The 15831-nt window shown below is 56.7% G+C and carries 13 protein-coding genes; 10 read left to right on the top strand and 3 right to left on the bottom strand.

The window, feature by feature from the left end; all coding sequences use genetic code 11:
* Positions 1-6: 6 nt before the first annotated feature.
* Entirely contained in the window at positions 7-1464 is a 1458-nt protein-coding gene (locus OEU85_RS06970; RefSeq protein ID WP_262690742.1) for a sigma-54-dependent transcriptional regulator, read from the bottom strand.
* Positions 1465-1708: 244 nt separating this feature from the next.
* On the opposite strand from OEU85_RS06970, the gene OEU85_RS06965 reads away from it, so the two are divergent.
* From OEU85_RS06965 to OEU85_RS06945, 5 genes are all read left to right on the top strand, one after another.
* Positions 1709-2851, top strand: a complete 1143-nt coding sequence (locus OEU85_RS06965; protein WP_262690740.1) for a Re/Si-specific NAD(P)(+) transhydrogenase subunit alpha — start codon at positions 1709-1711, stop codon at positions 2849-2851.
* A 1-nt stretch (position 2852) separates the two neighbouring features.
* Positions 2853-3149 carry a proton-translocating transhydrogenase family protein gene (locus OEU85_RS06960; RefSeq protein ID WP_020400255.1) on the top strand — a complete coding sequence of 99 codons (297 nt, stop codon included), beginning with the start codon at positions 2853-2855 and terminating at the stop codon, positions 3147-3149.
* A 12-nt stretch (positions 3150-3161) separates the two neighbouring features.
* Complete coding sequence (locus tag OEU85_RS06955) at positions 3162-4580, top strand: NAD(P)(+) transhydrogenase (Re/Si-specific) subunit beta (protein ID WP_262690739.1); 1419 nt, start codon at positions 3162-3164, stop codon at positions 4578-4580.
* A 154-nt stretch (positions 4581-4734) separates the two neighbouring features.
* Positions 4735-5418: a hypothetical protein gene (locus OEU85_RS06950; protein WP_262690738.1), complete on the top strand. Its 684-nt coding sequence runs from the start codon at positions 4735-4737 to the stop codon at positions 5416-5418.
* Positions 5419-5788: 370 nt separating this feature from the next.
* Positions 5789-7882 carry a TonB-dependent siderophore receptor gene (locus tag OEU85_RS06945; RefSeq protein WP_262690737.1) on the top strand — a complete coding sequence of 698 codons (2094 nt, stop codon included), beginning with the start codon at positions 5789-5791 and terminating at the stop codon, positions 7880-7882.
* Positions 7883-7964: 82 nt separating this feature from the next.
* Here OEU85_RS06945 and OEU85_RS06940 read toward each other — a convergent pair whose 3' ends face one another.
* A complete protein-coding gene (locus OEU85_RS06940) occupies positions 7965-9077 on the bottom strand; it encodes a zinc-binding dehydrogenase (protein ID WP_262690736.1) in 1113 nt (370 codons plus the stop codon).
* 217 nt (positions 9078-9294) lie between these two features.
* Here OEU85_RS06940 and OEU85_RS06935 point away from each other — a divergent pair, with 217 nt between their 5' ends.
* The 3 genes from OEU85_RS06935 (at position 9295) to OEU85_RS06925 (ending at position 13739) form a co-directional block, all read left to right on the top strand.
* Positions 9295-11463 (top strand): DUF4238 domain-containing protein, encoded by a 2169-nt coding sequence (locus tag OEU85_RS06935; protein WP_262690735.1) that lies wholly within the window; start codon positions 9295-9297, stop codon positions 11461-11463.
* 175 nt (positions 11464-11638) lie between these two features.
* Positions 11639-12229 (top strand): hypothetical protein, encoded by a 591-nt coding sequence (locus OEU85_RS06930; protein ID WP_262690734.1) that lies wholly within the window; start codon positions 11639-11641, stop codon positions 12227-12229.
* A gap of 10 nt (positions 12230-12239) precedes the next feature.
* Complete coding sequence (locus OEU85_RS06925) at positions 12240-13739, top strand: PepSY-associated TM helix domain-containing protein (protein ID WP_262690733.1); 1500 nt, start codon at positions 12240-12242, stop codon at positions 13737-13739.
* 93 nt (positions 13740-13832) lie between these two features.
* Here OEU85_RS06925 and OEU85_RS06920 read toward each other — a convergent pair whose 3' ends face one another.
* A complete protein-coding gene (locus OEU85_RS06920; protein ID WP_262690732.1) occupies positions 13833-14594 on the bottom strand; it encodes a DUF1295 domain-containing protein in 762 nt (253 codons plus the stop codon).
* Positions 14595-14720: 126 nt separating this feature from the next.
* Between OEU85_RS06920 and OEU85_RS06915 the strand changes: the two genes are divergently transcribed.
* Both OEU85_RS06915 and OEU85_RS06910 read left to right on the top strand, forming a co-directional pair.
* Positions 14721-15236 (top strand): hypothetical protein, encoded by a 516-nt coding sequence (locus OEU85_RS06915; RefSeq protein ID WP_262690731.1) that lies wholly within the window; start codon positions 14721-14723, stop codon positions 15234-15236.
* 78 nt (positions 15237-15314) lie between these two features.
* Positions 15315-15794 carry a hypothetical protein gene (locus OEU85_RS06910; RefSeq protein ID WP_262690730.1) on the top strand — a complete coding sequence of 160 codons (480 nt, stop codon included), beginning with the start codon at positions 15315-15317 and terminating at the stop codon, positions 15792-15794.
* Positions 15795-15831 lie beyond the last annotated feature (37 nt).

The raw sequence follows: 15831 nt of genomic DNA, 5'->3' as shown, positions 1-15831 counted from the left end.
GCCCTTTCAAGACGGCTGGTCGAGCCCGTATTCAGCCACTTTTCTATAGAGGGTCGAACGTCCGATGCCAAGCCGTCTGGCGACCTCTGCCATACGGCCATCATACTTGAGGAGCGTAAGGCGAATGATCTCCGCCTCAAGTTCCGAGAGCGAACGCACATGCCCGTCTGACCCGTGTAACACCAGAATGGCACCACCCTGTGGCATGATTTCGACATTGGCGCCGCCGTGGTTCGGTCTGGCCTCCAGCGCCTGCGCGGGCATGGGCAGGGGTTGCCCCAACAGATGAGGAAAATCACCCTGGGTCAGCACCTCCCCCTCCGAGAGGATCACAGCGCGGAAAAGCGCGTTCTGCAGTTGCCTGATATTGCCCGGCCAGTCATAGCTGGACAGAAGCTGCAGCACATCGGCCGAGATGCGGCGGCGCGATACGCCCTCCATCTCGGATATCTGGGCAAGGAAATGCTCCGTCAACGCCGGGATATCGCTGCGGCGGTCCCTCAGCGGCGGCAACAGCACGGGAAAAACATTCAGCCGGTAATACAGGTCTTCCCGGAAGGCACCTTCCGCTACGCGGTCAGACAGGTTGCGGTTGGTGGCGGAGATAATGCGAATATCAACCCGGATGCTTTGTTTGCCGCCCACGGGGTCGATCTCTTTTTCCTGAATGGCGCGCAACAACTTTACCTGCACGTCAAGCGGCAGTTCGCCCACTTCATCAAGGAAAAGCGTGCCGCCATTGGCTTCCTGGAATTTGCCCACACGGCGTTCGGTAGCGCCGGTGAAGGCACCTTTTTCGTGGCCGAACAGGATGCTCTCGACAAGGTTTTCCGGGATGGCGCCGCAGTTGACAGCAACAAAAGGCGTGCTGCGGCGGTCGCTGGCGCTATGGATAGCGCGGGCAAACACTTCCTTGCCGACGCCGGATTCGCCTTCGATCAGAACCGGGATGTTGGCACTCGCCGCTTTTTTCGCCAAGGTTACCGACCGCTGCATGCCGGGGCTGGTGCCGACAAGGCTCTCGAAGCCGTGGCCCTGCATCTTGCCGGTCATCTGGCCTGAGACCGGCGCGATCTCCCCAACAAAGGAACTGGTCTTGAGCGATGCCTCGATGGCGGTGCGGATACGTTCGGCACTTGCCGGTTTGACGATAAAGTCGTTGGCGCCCGCCCGCATGGCGTCCACCACCGTGTTGATCGACGAATGTGCCGTCAGCATGACAACCGGCAGGTCCGGGTGTTTGGGGCGGATGGCTTCAAGGACTTCGATGCCGTCCATGCCTGGCATGACAAGGTCCAGCAGCACGACGTCTATCTTGGGCAAGGTCCGATCCAGCAGGCGTTTGACCGCCTCGGCTCCCGACATGGCCTTCTCAACCGTGAAACCCGCGCGCGCGATTACCCCCTCAAGCAGGGTTATCTGCGTCAGTTCGTCTTCCACAATAAGGACGCGCTCATGCGTCATTGCCCGTTCCCCCAAATCCACCGAATCGGACTGTATCATTTCAGGACACTTATTAACAAAAGACAAATGATAAAATTTTCAATTTCTGTAATTAAGAGAAAGAATGTTGCTTGAATGCGGTTTTACGCTACCTTTCGTGCTCAGGCGTGCGGCGCACGGGGGCAAAGACCAATCATAATATTACTGAGTTTGGTGCCTGCAGCCTTTTGTTGATTGCCTTTAATCGTTTCACGGAGGATTACTCATGAAACTAGCCGTCATTCGGGAAAGGCGAGACGCGGAAAAGCGCGTTGCAGCCACCCCCGAAACAGTCAAAAAACTCATCGCACTTGGCTTTACCGTCAGCGTGGAAAAGGAAGCGGGGGACGCCGCGTCCATGCCCGACAGCCTATATGCTGATGCCGGTGCGACCATTGGAAAAGACCTCAAGGCCGCACTCAAAGATGCCGATGTCATTTTCTCCGTTCAGGGCCTTGAAGGCGCTGATGCCAAGCTCGCCAAAAAGGGGGCGGCGCAGCTTTCTGTGCTCAATCCCTTCACAGAGGGCGAGCGCCTGCAGGCTTACGCGGATGCGGGGCTGATGGCTTTTGCCATGGAATTTGTACCGCGCATCACCCGCGCGCAGTCGATGGATGTGCTCTCAAGCCAGTCCAACCTCGCGGGGTATAAGGCTGTGCTTGATGCGACCGCCGAATATGGCCGCGCACTGCCGATGATGATGACAGCCGCAGGCACCATCGCACCGGCGCGGGTCATGGTCATGGGCGCGGGGGTTGCCGGGCTTCAGGCCATTGCGACCGCCAAGCGCCTTGGTGCCATTGTCAGCGCGACGGATGTGCGCGCGGCGGCGAAGGAGCAGGTTGAAAGTCTTGGCGGCAAGTTCGTCATGGTCGAGGATGAGGAAACGGCGGCAGCGGAAACCTCGGGTGGTTACGCCAAGGAAATGTCGGACGAGTATAAAGCCAAGCAGGCTGCGCTGATTGCCGAGACACTGGCCAAGCAGGATATCGCCATCACCACGGCCTTGATCCCCGGCCGCCCGGCACCGAAACTGATCACGGAAGACATGATCAAATCCATGAAGCCGGGCAGCGTGATTGTTGACCTTGCGGTCGAAGCTGGCGGCAACTGCGCGCTGTCGGAGCCCGGCAAGGTGGTGGAAGCGCACGGCGTCAAGATTGTCGGGCACAAGAATGTGCCGTCGCGCCTCGCCGCTGACAGCTCCGCGCTTTTCGCCCGCAATCTGGTGCATTTCATCACGCCCATGGTCAAGGAAGGCGCGCTTGCCTTCGATTTTGAAGACCAGATCATCCAGGAATCGCTCATCACCAAAGACGGTGCGATTGTGAATGAGCGCCTGAAGCCACAACCGGCGGGGGAGAAATAATATGGAACAGATTATCGTCAATCCGTTCATCCAGCAGTTCTCGGTTTTCCTGCTGGCCATTTTCATCGGGTATTATGTCGTGTGGTCGGTGACACCGGCACTGCACACGCCGCTGATGAGCGTGACCAACGCCATCTCATCCGTGATCATCGTGGGCGCGCTCATTGCCGCGGGGCCTGACGGCATGAGCATCTCGAAGGTGCTGGGTGCCATCGCCATCGGCCTTGCCGCCGTCAATATCTTTGGCGGTTTTGCGGTCACGGCCCGCATGCTCGCCATGTACAAGAAAAAGAAATAGAGGGAGACGACCATGACACAAATGCACGTTGACCTCACGGCAATCGCCTATCTGGTGGCCGCCGTTCTTTTCATCCTGTCGCTCAGGGGCTTATCCAGCCCTGAGACCAGCCGCAAAGGTAATATCTTTGGCATGGTCGGTATGACCATCGCAGTACTGACAACCATCATGAACCCGGAGATTGTCTCCTACGAGTGGATCATTGGTGCCATCGTCATTGGCGGCGCCATTGGCTTTATCACCGCGCGCAAGATCGCGATGACGCAGATGCCGCAGCTTGTGGCGGCGTTCCACAGCCTCGTGGGCCTCGCGGCTGTGTTTGTGGCGGCTTCGGCGTTTCTCAACCCGGCATCGTTCGGCATTGCGGATGCCATGGGCCATATCCACACCGCGTCAAAGATCGAGATGAGCCTTGGCATCGCCATTGGTGCCATCACTTTCTCGGGCTCGCTCATCGCGTTCGCCAAGCTGAACGGCAATATGTCGGGCACGCCGATCATGCTGCCCGCGCGGCACCTCATCAACATCCTCCTTGGCGCGGCCATCATCAGCGGTATCGGCTGGTTTGTGGTCGATAATGATGCGGCAATCGCCGGGGTGCATATCTTCTGGATCGTGACCGCGCTGAGCTTCCTCATCGGCTTCCTGCTTATCATCCCCATCGGCGGGGCGGACATGCCAGTGGTTGTCTCGATGCTGAACAGCTATTCCGGCTGGGCGGCTGCGGGCATCGGCTTTACGCTTGCCAATACGGCGCTGATCGTGACCGGTGCGCTCGTGGGCTCATCGGGCGCGATTCTCAGCTATATCATGTGTAAGGGCATGAACCGCAGTTTCATCAGCGTGATCCTTGGCGGCTTTGGTGGCGACAGTGCCGCTGCGGCTGGTGGGGCGACAGAGACACGCCCGGTCAAGCAAGGGTCAGCCGAAGATGCGGCCTTCATTATGAAAAACGCGTCCAAGGTGATCATCGTGCCCGGTTACGGCATGGCGGTGGCGCAGGCGCAGCATGCGCTCAAGGAAATGTGCGATGTGCTCAAGAAAGAGGGGGTCGAGGTCAAATACGCCATTCATCCGGTGGCGGGCCGCATGCCGGGGCATATGAACGTGCTGCTGGCGGAAGCCAACGTGCCGTATGATGAAGTGTTCGAGCTTGAGGATATCAACAGCGAGTTTTCGCAGGCCGATGTGGCCTTCGTGATCGGCGCGAACGATGTCACCAACCCGTCGGCCAAGACAGACCCCGCGAGCCCGATTTTTGGCATGCCGGTGCTGGACGTGGAGAAGGCCAAGACAGTGCTGTTTATCAAGCGCTCCATGGGCAGTGGTTATGCAGGCGTGGAGAACGAGCTGTTCTTCCGCGACAACACCATGATGCTGTTCTCGGACGCCAAGAAAATGGTCGAAGAGATCGTTAAAAGCTTCCACTAAAGGCTTTTCAGCTAGGCAACATGCATCCCGGGGTTTCGCCCCGGGGTGTATTTTGCCCCTTAAAAGTTGTTCAGTTTACGTTCAGTTTACACACATTATGCTGTAACCTCTGATGCCAACAGACCAACCAACAGGACCGACGGAGGGCAGTAAAATGCAAAGCAAACAATCCTATAAGCACCGTGTACGTAGTTTATTGGCCGCGAGTGGCCTTACTGTGGCGGCGTTTGCTGCCCCGGCATACGCGGGCGTGGATATACAGTTTGAAGGCTATGTCGCGGACAAGATGGACCGCATTACGTCTATCGAGCGTAACCGCGAAGGTGTTTTCCGCGACTATCGTACTGAAGGCACCCGGACGCAGGTCAAGCCGCGTGACAAGCTGAGGGTCAGCTATTTTGCGGGCACGGAATGGGGCAACGAGCGTATTTTCCCCAGCTATGATGACTATAATGTGCCAGACCTGATCAAGGAAATGATGGAACGCGGTATCAAGGAAGCTGATCCGGACTTCAACGGCACCGTGCAGGTGACGATCGACAAGCTGCGCATCAAGGACTTCTCGCTGGCGGTGATTTCTTCGCATACGACACAGATGTCAGGCACCGTGAAAGTGCTGGATGCAGCGGGTAACGTCACGGCAGAGCATGACATCTGGGCTGGTATTGTGCCTGAGTATAGCGCGTCCAACAACTACAAGGGGCGGAACTATGCCTATGTGGGCGGCGCTGTCGCGACGCGCGTGGGACCGATCGCCGCCGAGTTCACGGAAAAAGCGCTTGAGACCCTGTACCCGGACTATGACGCACCGGGCCTTGTGATCCTGTCCAGCCGGTAAGCCCGGCACCATAAGCCTGAATGAAAAAGGCCGCTGCATTTGAGGTGCAGCGGCCTTTTCCTTAGGAAAGGTAGGAAAGTAGGAAATAGGGGCGGGTAGTTCCGGGCCAATATGGAACTACCCGCCAGAGAAGAGCGCCGCTGTCAGGACCGGCGCGTCAGGTCGAGGCATCCAAAATCAACCTGATGGCCATGGTATCGCATATATGATATTAATAATCAATATCAAAAACAAAAGAATCGGAAAAAATATGCAGGGCGATTTTAGCGCTGCCAGCCCTTTCGTGAAAACCTCTAATTAATATTGACTTTGCGAGTCATTCTTAATAACGTCCGCGCCATTCAAAACAAATGACAGGACTCAGGGTATTATGTTTGCACTTCCCCGCCCCTCGCATGCCCGCCGCATCTTCCACCATCTTGCTTTTGGTGTCGCGGCGATCGCCCTTGTAACCCCGACGTACGCGCAGGACGCGCCCACTGACGATGACAATATCGAAGAAATTATCGTTGAAGGGCGGCTAAGTCGCTATTCGGCCACCAAGATGGACACGCCTATCTTTGAGACAGCGCGGTCGGTCTCGATCGAGGACCAGCAGCAGTTGCTCGATAAGGGTGTGCTTGAACTGGCGGACGCTTATGTCTATGCGCCCGGTGTTATCGGCCAGACCTACGGTTTTGCCACGCGCGGTGACTGGGTGAAGGTGCGCGGCCTTGATGTGCCGGAATACCGTGACAGCCTGCAAGCCCTGTTCGGCAACTATAACAATACCCGCAGCCATGTTTATACGCTGGAGCAGGTTGAAATACTCAAAGGTCCATCGTCTGTGCTCTATGGTCAGGGCTCGCCGGGCGGTCTGGTCAATGTGGTGTCCAAAAGGCCGCAGCAGGAAGCGTCGAACGAAATTGTTGCCGAATACGGAAACTTTGACCGCAAGCAGATCGCCGCTGACCTGACCGGCCCGCTGGATGATGACGGCAGGTTCCTCTACCGTATGACGGCGGTATACCGCGATGCCGATACCCAGATTGATTATGTCGAGGATGATGCGCTGGTGATCGCGCCCTCGATCACATGGCGCCCGAACGAACGCACCAACGTCACCATCCTTGGCAATTATCAGGATTATAACGGCCAGGCAGCCGCGCAGTTTGTGCCCACCCAGGGCGCATTGCTGCCAGCACCCAACGGCGAACATTTTGACCCGAATGTCTTCCTTGGCGAGCCGGAGTTCGACCGCTACGACACCAAGACCAAATCGATCACCTTGCTGGCAGACCATGATTTCAACGCAAGCTGGGGTATGGAAGCCACCGCGCGTTATACCAAGGGCGAAGCAAAATATAATCAGGCATGGCCCGCGTTTATCGGCGGCAACCGCTATCTTGACGATGAGGGCAATGTCGCCCGCACCTTCTATAAAAACGAGGCAGACAGCAAACAGTTTGCTGTGGATGTGCGGATGCGCGGCGAGTTCTCGACCGGCCGTCTCGAGCATAACCTGCTTGTCGGTGTCGACTATCAGGACGTAACCACCAACAGCGACTATTATTATGCCTTCGCACCCGCAGGATACGGCATCAATATATTCAACCCCGTGTATGGCAATGTGCCGACCGACGCCGAACTGGGCCCTTACTACGATAACCCTGAAAACAAGAACAAGCAGATCGGCTTCTCCATTCAGGATCAGGTGCGCATCGGCCAGCTTCTGCTTACCCTTGGCCTGCGCGGCGACAAGGTGGACAGCGACACAGGCTATGTCACACAGCAGGACAAGGAACTGAGCACCAATGTGGGTGTGATGTACCAACTGCCGGGCGGCTTCTCGCCCTACGCCAGCTATTCAGAATCGTTTGAGCCGGTCGTGGGCACCACCTTCGACGGCAGCGCCTACGCCCCGCAAATGGGCAAGCAATATGAAGTGGGCATCAAATACCAGCCCGAAGGCACCACGGCGCTCATCACCGTGAGCTACTTCGATATCGACCAGACCAACCTTCTGACCGCAGACCCCAGCCATCCGGGCTTCTCCGTGCAGGAAGGCGATGTCAGCATCAAAGGCTTTGAATTTGAAGCTGTCGGCAACGTCGGGGACTTTTACCTTGAAGGCAACTACAGCTATCTCGATACCGAAACATCGGATGGTTTCCGCCTGCCCAGCATCCCGGCGCATCAGGCCTCAAGCTGGATCACATGGCGCCCAAGCGAGGTGATGGTGGGTTTCAAGGCCGGTTTTGGCGTGCGCTATGTCGGCGCAAGCTGGGACGGCGCGGACGGCCTCAAGACACCCTCCTACACGCTGGCGGATGCCATGGTGGGTTATGAGACCGACCGCTTCGACATCAGCATCAACGCGCACAACCTGACCAACAAGCAATATTGGTCAACCTGTATCGCGCGCGGTGACTGTTTTGTCGGCAAGGACCGCACCGTGGTCGCCCGCCTTGCGGTGAAGTTCTAACCTCAATTTGCACGGGGGCAGGGCCGCGGCCCTGCCTCATGACCCTACCTCATGATCCTGCCTCTTGGCGCAAGCCTCCGGCTTACGACCAGGGCGTCACCAGATATTTCTCACCCGTCCGCATCGCGCGGTAGTCGGTCACCGCGTCTTTCGTGAGCATTTCTTCAAGGTTCACCCGCTTCTTGTAGCTGCTCGCAAACGTGGTGGTGAGGTTTTCAAGCACGCGCTGGCGCATGCGTGCCGCCACCTCCATACCCACCGATTGCAGGAACGGGAACAAAAGCCAGCCGGACAAGGTCCAGCCGAAACCATAACTCGGCGACAATATCGTCGGGCCAACATCCAGCCGACCGTAAATGAACATGCGCTTTGGCTGGTTGGAGCCATAGCGTGAATATTCGGTCATTTTCTTGACCGCGACCTGTTCCATCGCCTTGAAGGCGGTATCAACCACCTTGCCGCCGCCGATCGGGTCAAAGCCATAGAACGCATCGGTGTCGTCAATCGCGGTCCTGAGCTGGTTCATGAAATCATCGTCTGACGAGTTCACCACATGGGTGGAGCCGAGCTTTTTCAAGAGTTCGACCTGCGCATCCTTGCGCACAATGTTCACCAGCGCGAGGCCGTCCTCGTTGCAAATGCGCGTCAGCATCTGCCCGAGGTTGGAGGCCCCCACCGTGTGCAAAATGGCGTCCTGCCCATCCATCTTGGCGTTCTCGGCAAAGCCAAGCGCCGTCATCGGGTTCACGAATGCGCTCGCGCCGTCTTCCGCCGTATGGTCACCCAGCGGCAGGCACATGTTGGCATCAGCGATACAGTATTGGCTGTAGGCGTTGCCCGGCACACAGGCCACGCGCTGGCCCATCAGCGCCTTGGCCATGTCGCCGTCGCCGGTGGCAACCACGGTGCCCGCGCCCTCATTCCCCGCCGGCAGCTTGAGGCCATGCCGCGCCTTGGAGCCAGTGTTAAAAGGCTCAGGCATGGTGGCGACAAATTTGCCGGTGGAATAATCAGCATTCTCAAGGTCCGCCGCGCTTGTGAGGATCGCGAGGTCCGACGGGTTAATCGGCGCCGCTTCCATCTTGACCAGCACCTGATTGCCGGTCGGGTCCGGGAATGTCACATCTTCAATCGCGACGGTCAGCGTGCCATTGCTTTCAAGCGTGGTGAAAAGTTGTTTGCCCGTTGTGCTCATACCCTTGTCTCCCTCTCATTAATCCGGTTCATGCGCCGCCCGCCAGCCGGGGCCGCCGCATGTGCGTTGCTATTAGGTCATGTAGCGCGGTTGCGCCAAAGGCAAGCGGGCGGGGTGCGGATTGGTGGTGATGGGGGCGCTATTCTATATGGGCTTGATCGTAAGAAAGTTTTTCTACGCCTTTGAACTCAATGGCTAGCGTCCTATCTCCAGAACTATGGCAGGGAAATATCAACACTATATCCAGCAGATGATCCAGAAGGGTTTCCGGCGTCCTGACGGAAGCCGACGCAATCCAAGTGTCTGGGTGTATACAAAAGGCAATGAACCCTACCCAAAAAGAATTGAACGCTTTGGCGGCGAAGACGAGTTTTATTCCCCTCTGAGAAATGGCCAAGATAAGACTCTTGATGACAAAATCACGGACTGGGAATCACACCGGCAGGCAGATGTTCGGACGTGGCGTAATCTGCCGCATGGTGCGCCAGTGGAAGCGTCCAAGGCGGCGGAATTGATTGGCCTGACTGGCGCTCGCACCAAAGCCCTTAGGCAAACGCTACAAAGTGCATTTGAAGAATTTCTGCCGAGGATCGGTGAAATATTTCAGGATCCAGATGTTCTCATGTCGCATATAGATGACAACGAGACGCTAGATCAGGCTATTACTAATGAAATCCTCAGGCATTTAGGCGGCTCGGCTCGATCAACTGAAGAGCTAACATCTTCACTTGAGTTTAAGGCTTTTCGTAGAATACTGAAATACGTCATTGCTGAGGTAGGCGGCCACGCGCTCTCCGGAGTTTTGCGTGAGCTTGACCAGCTGTTTCGCAATGCCCTTGAAGCTGGCGATTTTAATGTCGCAAAAACCCACAAGGGTGCGTTGGAGCGCCATCTGGATGACCATCAGGTTCGAAAAGACCTGCTAGACCTCAACTGGTTCATCGCTGAAAATCAAACCGACCCAGCCTGGGTACTTCCTGACTGCGCAATACTCCAATTGTCAAAAGATAGTGGATATGCCCCGTTCCTTTTTGGTGATGTTGAACAACGCCAAGCCTTGATATTGCCCTTAACCCCCAAAAAAGCCCTTGTTGGCACAGGTCAAAGCCTCGACCAGATCAATTTGTCTGAGCTTACTAAGGGCGCAATATCATGCTGTAGCGAATTCTTTGTCGCTAGTCGGAATGCGCCTGAACTGGAAGAGTTGTCGGATCGAATTGGGACTAGAGCTCAAGACGCTCTTGGAGAGAACATCGATGCGGCGCTTGAAGGCATTGGTTCTCTTCGAACCAAGAAAGACTTGGCCGAAATTCCGCAGCTCAAATCTCTGAACTTTCAAACACATCAGCTAAGTTTAGATGAGGATGGTTGTAGATATGTAGCTGGCAAAATCATGTCGTTCATAAATTTGACGGGTAAAAATTTCGACGTATCTCGCCTCACCATGGTGGTGTTATGCTCTAATGTTCTTGAAGCCGTCAATGACCTTGAGATGACGGAAGAACCGCCGTTCTCAGAAGGCGACGTCAGGCAATATATTTGGTGGAGAGAACTTGGAGAGGAAAAACCCGCATGCAGGCTCTATATACAAAGCGGTGCGGCAGAGGTGCTTTGCAATCCAGATCATGAAGCATTTGACTTTGTGTTGAGTTTATTGTTGCAGAGCCTAGCCCAATTGCATGTTCGTGCTGTTGTCTTAGCTGGTGACAAAACCACCAGCGAGATCCTTGTACAGTATACTAACCCTGAAACTGGTGAGTTCACCCGGGACGTATCAATTAGGTCAGCGTGCGCATTTATGGGCACTTTGTATGGGTGCCGGATCGCATGTGCAGACTCATCGTTTGCTGGCGACATTTGCGATCAACTAATTGAAGCATTAGAATATTTCCACGCGTTGCAACGGCCAATAACGCAAGATAAAGATACAAATAATCAGCGGAGTGCAGATATCGCGAGTGCCATGGATATGGCCTTGTATTGTGCTTCTAAATACTTGGCAATCTGCCAGTACCTGAACGTTTCTCCAGTCGATGGAGCCCACAGCAAATCCCTGAAAGATATATTATCGAAGCACCACCTCCTAGAATGGTTTTATCGCCTTGATTTTGATTTCCAGCGTTTAAGGGTCAACTTCTCTCATCCTCTGGGGCCAAAATATGTGACCGCGCTGCAGCTTCACGCGGAGAGACTGTTGTGGGGAAGAGACATGGCCCTTCTGAACCGTGAAGAGGGGGAGTATATACAGCCGTTTGCAGATCCCGCTTTAAACTTTGACAACATACTCTCGGAACTGAGGACACACTTGGAAACAATGCTACCAGATGGTCTACGCGACGATATCAAGGCCTCCTTCAATTTCGATAGAAGCGATCAAGCTGACTAAGCATTTACTTTGGAATGGTCGATTTACTCTGCGCCGCATAGAATCCACCTCTCCCCCTCTTTGTAATATTGACATTGCAAGTCATTATTAATAGCTTGCCCGCTATTCGGTCATCAGGCGGGTGGCGGGGCGTGTGCCTTGTCGCTTGCTGCACGCGCGCAAACAGGGGGTCGCGATGCCACAACTGTCACCTGTCCTCGTTCTGCTCGGGCTTGCGCTCGCGCTCGCTGGCGTCATGGTCCTGCGCTACACGTGGGGCAAAAAGGGCGCGCGCTCCCGCGCGGAGGTCAGCGCCGGGTGGGGGCTTATCGCCGCGTCCTTCGTGCCGTGGGTCATGGCCAGCACGCCTGACTGGGGCTCGGCTTTGGCGATCTGTCTTTTCATGATCATTGGTGTTGTGTTGATGGGCTATGCTGCCGCGCGGCAACCTGAGGGGCGCAAGGCCCGCGCGGGCCGCGCCGAACGGGCGGCTGCCCCGGCGTCGGCGGTGCCGTTCAACTGGCCGATCACCGGCAGGCGGGTGTTCACCTTCCTGCTGGCGGGGCCAATTGCCGGGGTTGCGGCGCTTTACCTGTGCCTGTGGCTATATGGCGCCATGGGCGGTGGTGCCAGCGCCGGGCAGTTGATGGCGGTACTGTTTGCTTTCCCGCTTTTGTGGGCGGTGCTTTCGGTTTTTGCGACCTATGACATGCCGGTCGTCCGGCGCGGCGGCATTGTGGTTTTAAGCGGTGTGCTTGGGGCCCTTGGCACGTATTTTGTAATTTAGGGGGGCTGTCATGGCATCCGATACCCAAGCGGCGCCAGCGCCGAAGAAAAAAACCGGCTTTGTCGCCCAGATGCTCTCCGGCCACTCGGCGGTCGGGCTTGCGGTGGGTGCGCTGATGTATATTTTGTGCCTGTCGGGTACGCTCATGGTCTTTCATGAGGAATTTGAACGCTGGGAACAGCCGCAGGTGCCGGAGTTTGCCACCGTCACCCCCGAGGCCGCAGGCCGCGCCGCTGACGCGGGCCTTGCGCGCGCCAGCGACGTGCCGCACCATTTTTATATCGGTGTGCCCACCGACGGTATGCCGCGCCTTGGTATCTCGCTTGACGGGGAAGAAGGCTGGTACGCGGACGCGGACGGTACCCTTGGCACGCCCATTCACCACCCGTGGGCGGAGTTCCTTGAAGGCCTGCACTATTACCTGCACCTGCCCACGGTGCTGGGCCTGACGGTTGTCGGCATTCTGGGTGCCATGCTGGTGGGGCTGGTGATCTCCGGCCTGCTCGCGCACCCGCGTATTTTCCGCGATGCTTTTGCCATGCGCATCAGGGGCAACCAGCAACTGGCGCAGGCTGATATTCACAACCGCCTCAGCGTGTGGGGCGCGCCGTTTCACCTTCTGGTGGCGCTGACGGGGGCGGGCATCGGCCTTGCCTCCGTGCTTTCCTATTTTGTTGCCAACAGCTATCTGGACGGTGACATTGAAGCCTTCTATGAGCCGGTGTTCGGCTCCGACCCGGCCGAGGACATAACCCCGGCGCCGGTTTTCAATATCACTGCCGCGCTTGATAACTTTCGCGCCGAACACGGTGACCTTCAGCCGTGGTATGTCATCATGCATGAACCGGGCACGGTGGGCCAAAGCGGGTATATTCTGGCGCGTCATCCGGCGCGGCTGATATACGGCGAAAATTATTACTTCGGGCCGGACGGCACCATCACGGGCAAGCTTGGCCATTCGGACGGGCCAGCGGGCCAGCAGGTTGTCGCCAGCGCCTATACGGTGCACTTTGGCTCGTTTGGCGGGCTGCCGGTGAAGCTTATTTACGGTGTGCTGGGGCTTGCCATCTCCATCGTGTCTGCCACGGGGGTGAATATCTGGCTGATCAAACGGCGCGAGAAAGGCCGCGCCATGCCGCGCCTTGAACGGGCGTGGGCCGCCACCATCTGGGGTACGCCGCTGGCGCTTGCGGTCTGTTTCACCCTGCCGACGGTCACGGCGGTTGAGGGCACCTTGTTGAACGCCATTTTCTGGCTCGTGCTTTTGGGCCTTGTCAGCTTGTCAGCCGTGGTGACAGACCGGGCGGCATTTGCGCGCTTCCTGCGCAGTGCCGCCGGGCTGATGATCATCTTTGGTGTTCTGGTCAAATGGGCAGCACATTTTGGTGCGGTAAATTCCCCTGCCGCGATCGGGGTGAATGTGGTATTATTGGCGACCGCCGCCGTGCTTTTATGGCAGGGTTGGCCGGTCCGCCGCGTGCAAAAGCCGGTGCCGTCAGCGGCGGAGTAAACCCCGCACATATCCCGCACATATCCCGCACAGGTTTCGCACAGTTTCCGCCCAAAAACCGCCCATATTTCGCGCAGTTTTTGGGCTTTTTTGCTATTTTGGCGGGCGCGGGAAAAAGGCGCTGGTGCGCTCGATATAGGCGGCATAATCCGGGCGACGCTTTTTCATCGACCGCTCCGTCATTGGCACGCCGGACCATTTCATCAGGATAAAACTCATCAAAAGCGGCGCGAAAATCAGGCTGATATCGTGCCCGATCAACCACAAACCCCACCAGACGCAGAAGTCGCCAAAATAGTTTGGGTGCCGGGTCCATGCCCACAGGCCTTTGTCTAACACCTTGCCTTCATTGGCGGAATTAGACTTGAAGCGGCTCAGTTGCCAGTCGCCCCCCGCTTCAAAAACAAAGCCGATAGCCCAGATCAGGGTGCCCAGGATTTCAAGCGCGCCAAGGCTGCGCGGAGCACTGGCCAAGGTGCCGATCACCGGCGCGGCCACCACGAGGATCAGCGCACCTTGTAGGATAAATACGATGCCAAGCGAATAAAGATGCCGCCTCAGGCCTTTGCGGTTGCCGATGATTTTCTCGTAGCGACGGTCTTCGCCGTGCGCCAGATACCGCCTGAGAAGATAGATGGAAAGCCTTAAACCCCAAAGGGTTAGAAGGATCAGCGTCAGCGTCTGGGCGGCGCCCAATTGGGATACCCCGCGGGCGGCGGCCAGGCCGGTGATGATAAATCCAGTACCCCAGAAGGCATCAATAAAACTGACATGCCCGCGCCAGATGCTGAAAAGCCAAAGCAGCAGAAGGGCCACGCCCAGGGCGGATGCGCCGGTAATATAAAGCTCAAGCATGATGCCTCCTCAAGTTCCTGTTTTTCTACGAAAACGCTGTAAAGCGGATCATTTCAAACACTTTTTTTGCGGGAAGATTTGCCGCGGGCCATATTCGCGCGCTATATGATGCTGGAAAGGGTGTTTATGGGCGAACAGGCTACCATCATCGATTTTCTTGGCGCCAGCCTTCGCGGGCTGGAAGCGTCTGGCCGACCCCTCCTGTCCCCGCGGGAGCAGGACGTGGCCGATGATATCGCCGCCTCGCTCGACCGCGAGCTTGAGACCATGGTGTCCGGGCTTGAAGCGGTGGCGTCCTGCCAGCAGGAAGATGACGACGATGCGGTGGAGGAGGAACTGCCGCCCTTTGAAGCTTTTTGCGTGGGCCTGAAGCGGATCGGGGGCACGCTGATTCCGCATCTTTTTGACGAGTTTAAGGTCTTGTGCGCCAAGCACAGTGCGCCGGTGGGGCCGTTTGACTGGATCATCCGTGCCCGGGCCGATGCCTTTGTTGCTTACCTGTTGCAGGTGGCGCAAGTGCATGGTCTGGCTTTTGATGACAGCATTGAACGGGTGGGGAAAAACGAACAGATTGTTCTCGCGCATCTGGGGGCGGACCTTCGTATGCTGATGCAACGGGAACTGGACAAGCTTGAAGGGTAGGCGCTGTTTCCGTTCAGGAATTGTTCAGTCTTGCTACGTTAGGTTACAGAGGAAAGTGAGCAAGCCGTGAGAAAAAGAATGAGCAAAAAAACTTTGTGGCCAGCGCTTCTTGTCGCTTTGATGGCGGTCGGGGGCAATACCCTTGCCGATGACGACGATGGCAAGATGACCCGCTCTGAAAAACGCCTCGCGAGGGTCATGGATGACTATAAGCTGACAGGCAAAACCAAAAGCTGTGTACCGCTGCGTTTCCTGCGTGATTCGACAATTATTGACGACCAGACGATTTTCTTCAAAAGCGTGGGCAAGAGGGCATATATCAACCGGATGTCCCACAAATGCCCGCGTCTGGCGTCGGAAGAACGCTTCATGTATTCCACCTCGATCTCCAGCCTTTGCCGCATGGAGATCATCACCGTGCTTGATGGTTTCGGCCGTCAGTGGGGCAGCTGCGGGCTGGGTGAGTTTGAGGAAATGGAAAAGCTGACCGACGCCGAAAAGGCTGAGCGCGCCGCGGCTCAAAGCAGTGACGATGGCCCGAGCGGTCAGTCTCAATAAGAGTTTCTGTTAAAACCTGAGCAGGTGGAGAACGGCT

The sequence above is a fragment of the Kordiimonas aestuarii genome, assembly GCF_025574465.1.
Classification (GTDB): domain Bacteria; phylum Pseudomonadota; class Alphaproteobacteria; order Sphingomonadales; family Kordiimonadaceae; genus Kordiimonas; species Kordiimonas aestuarii.
The sequence above is the reverse complement of the archived record's forward strand: the minus strand, read 5'-3'. Positions and strand labels throughout refer to the sequence as shown.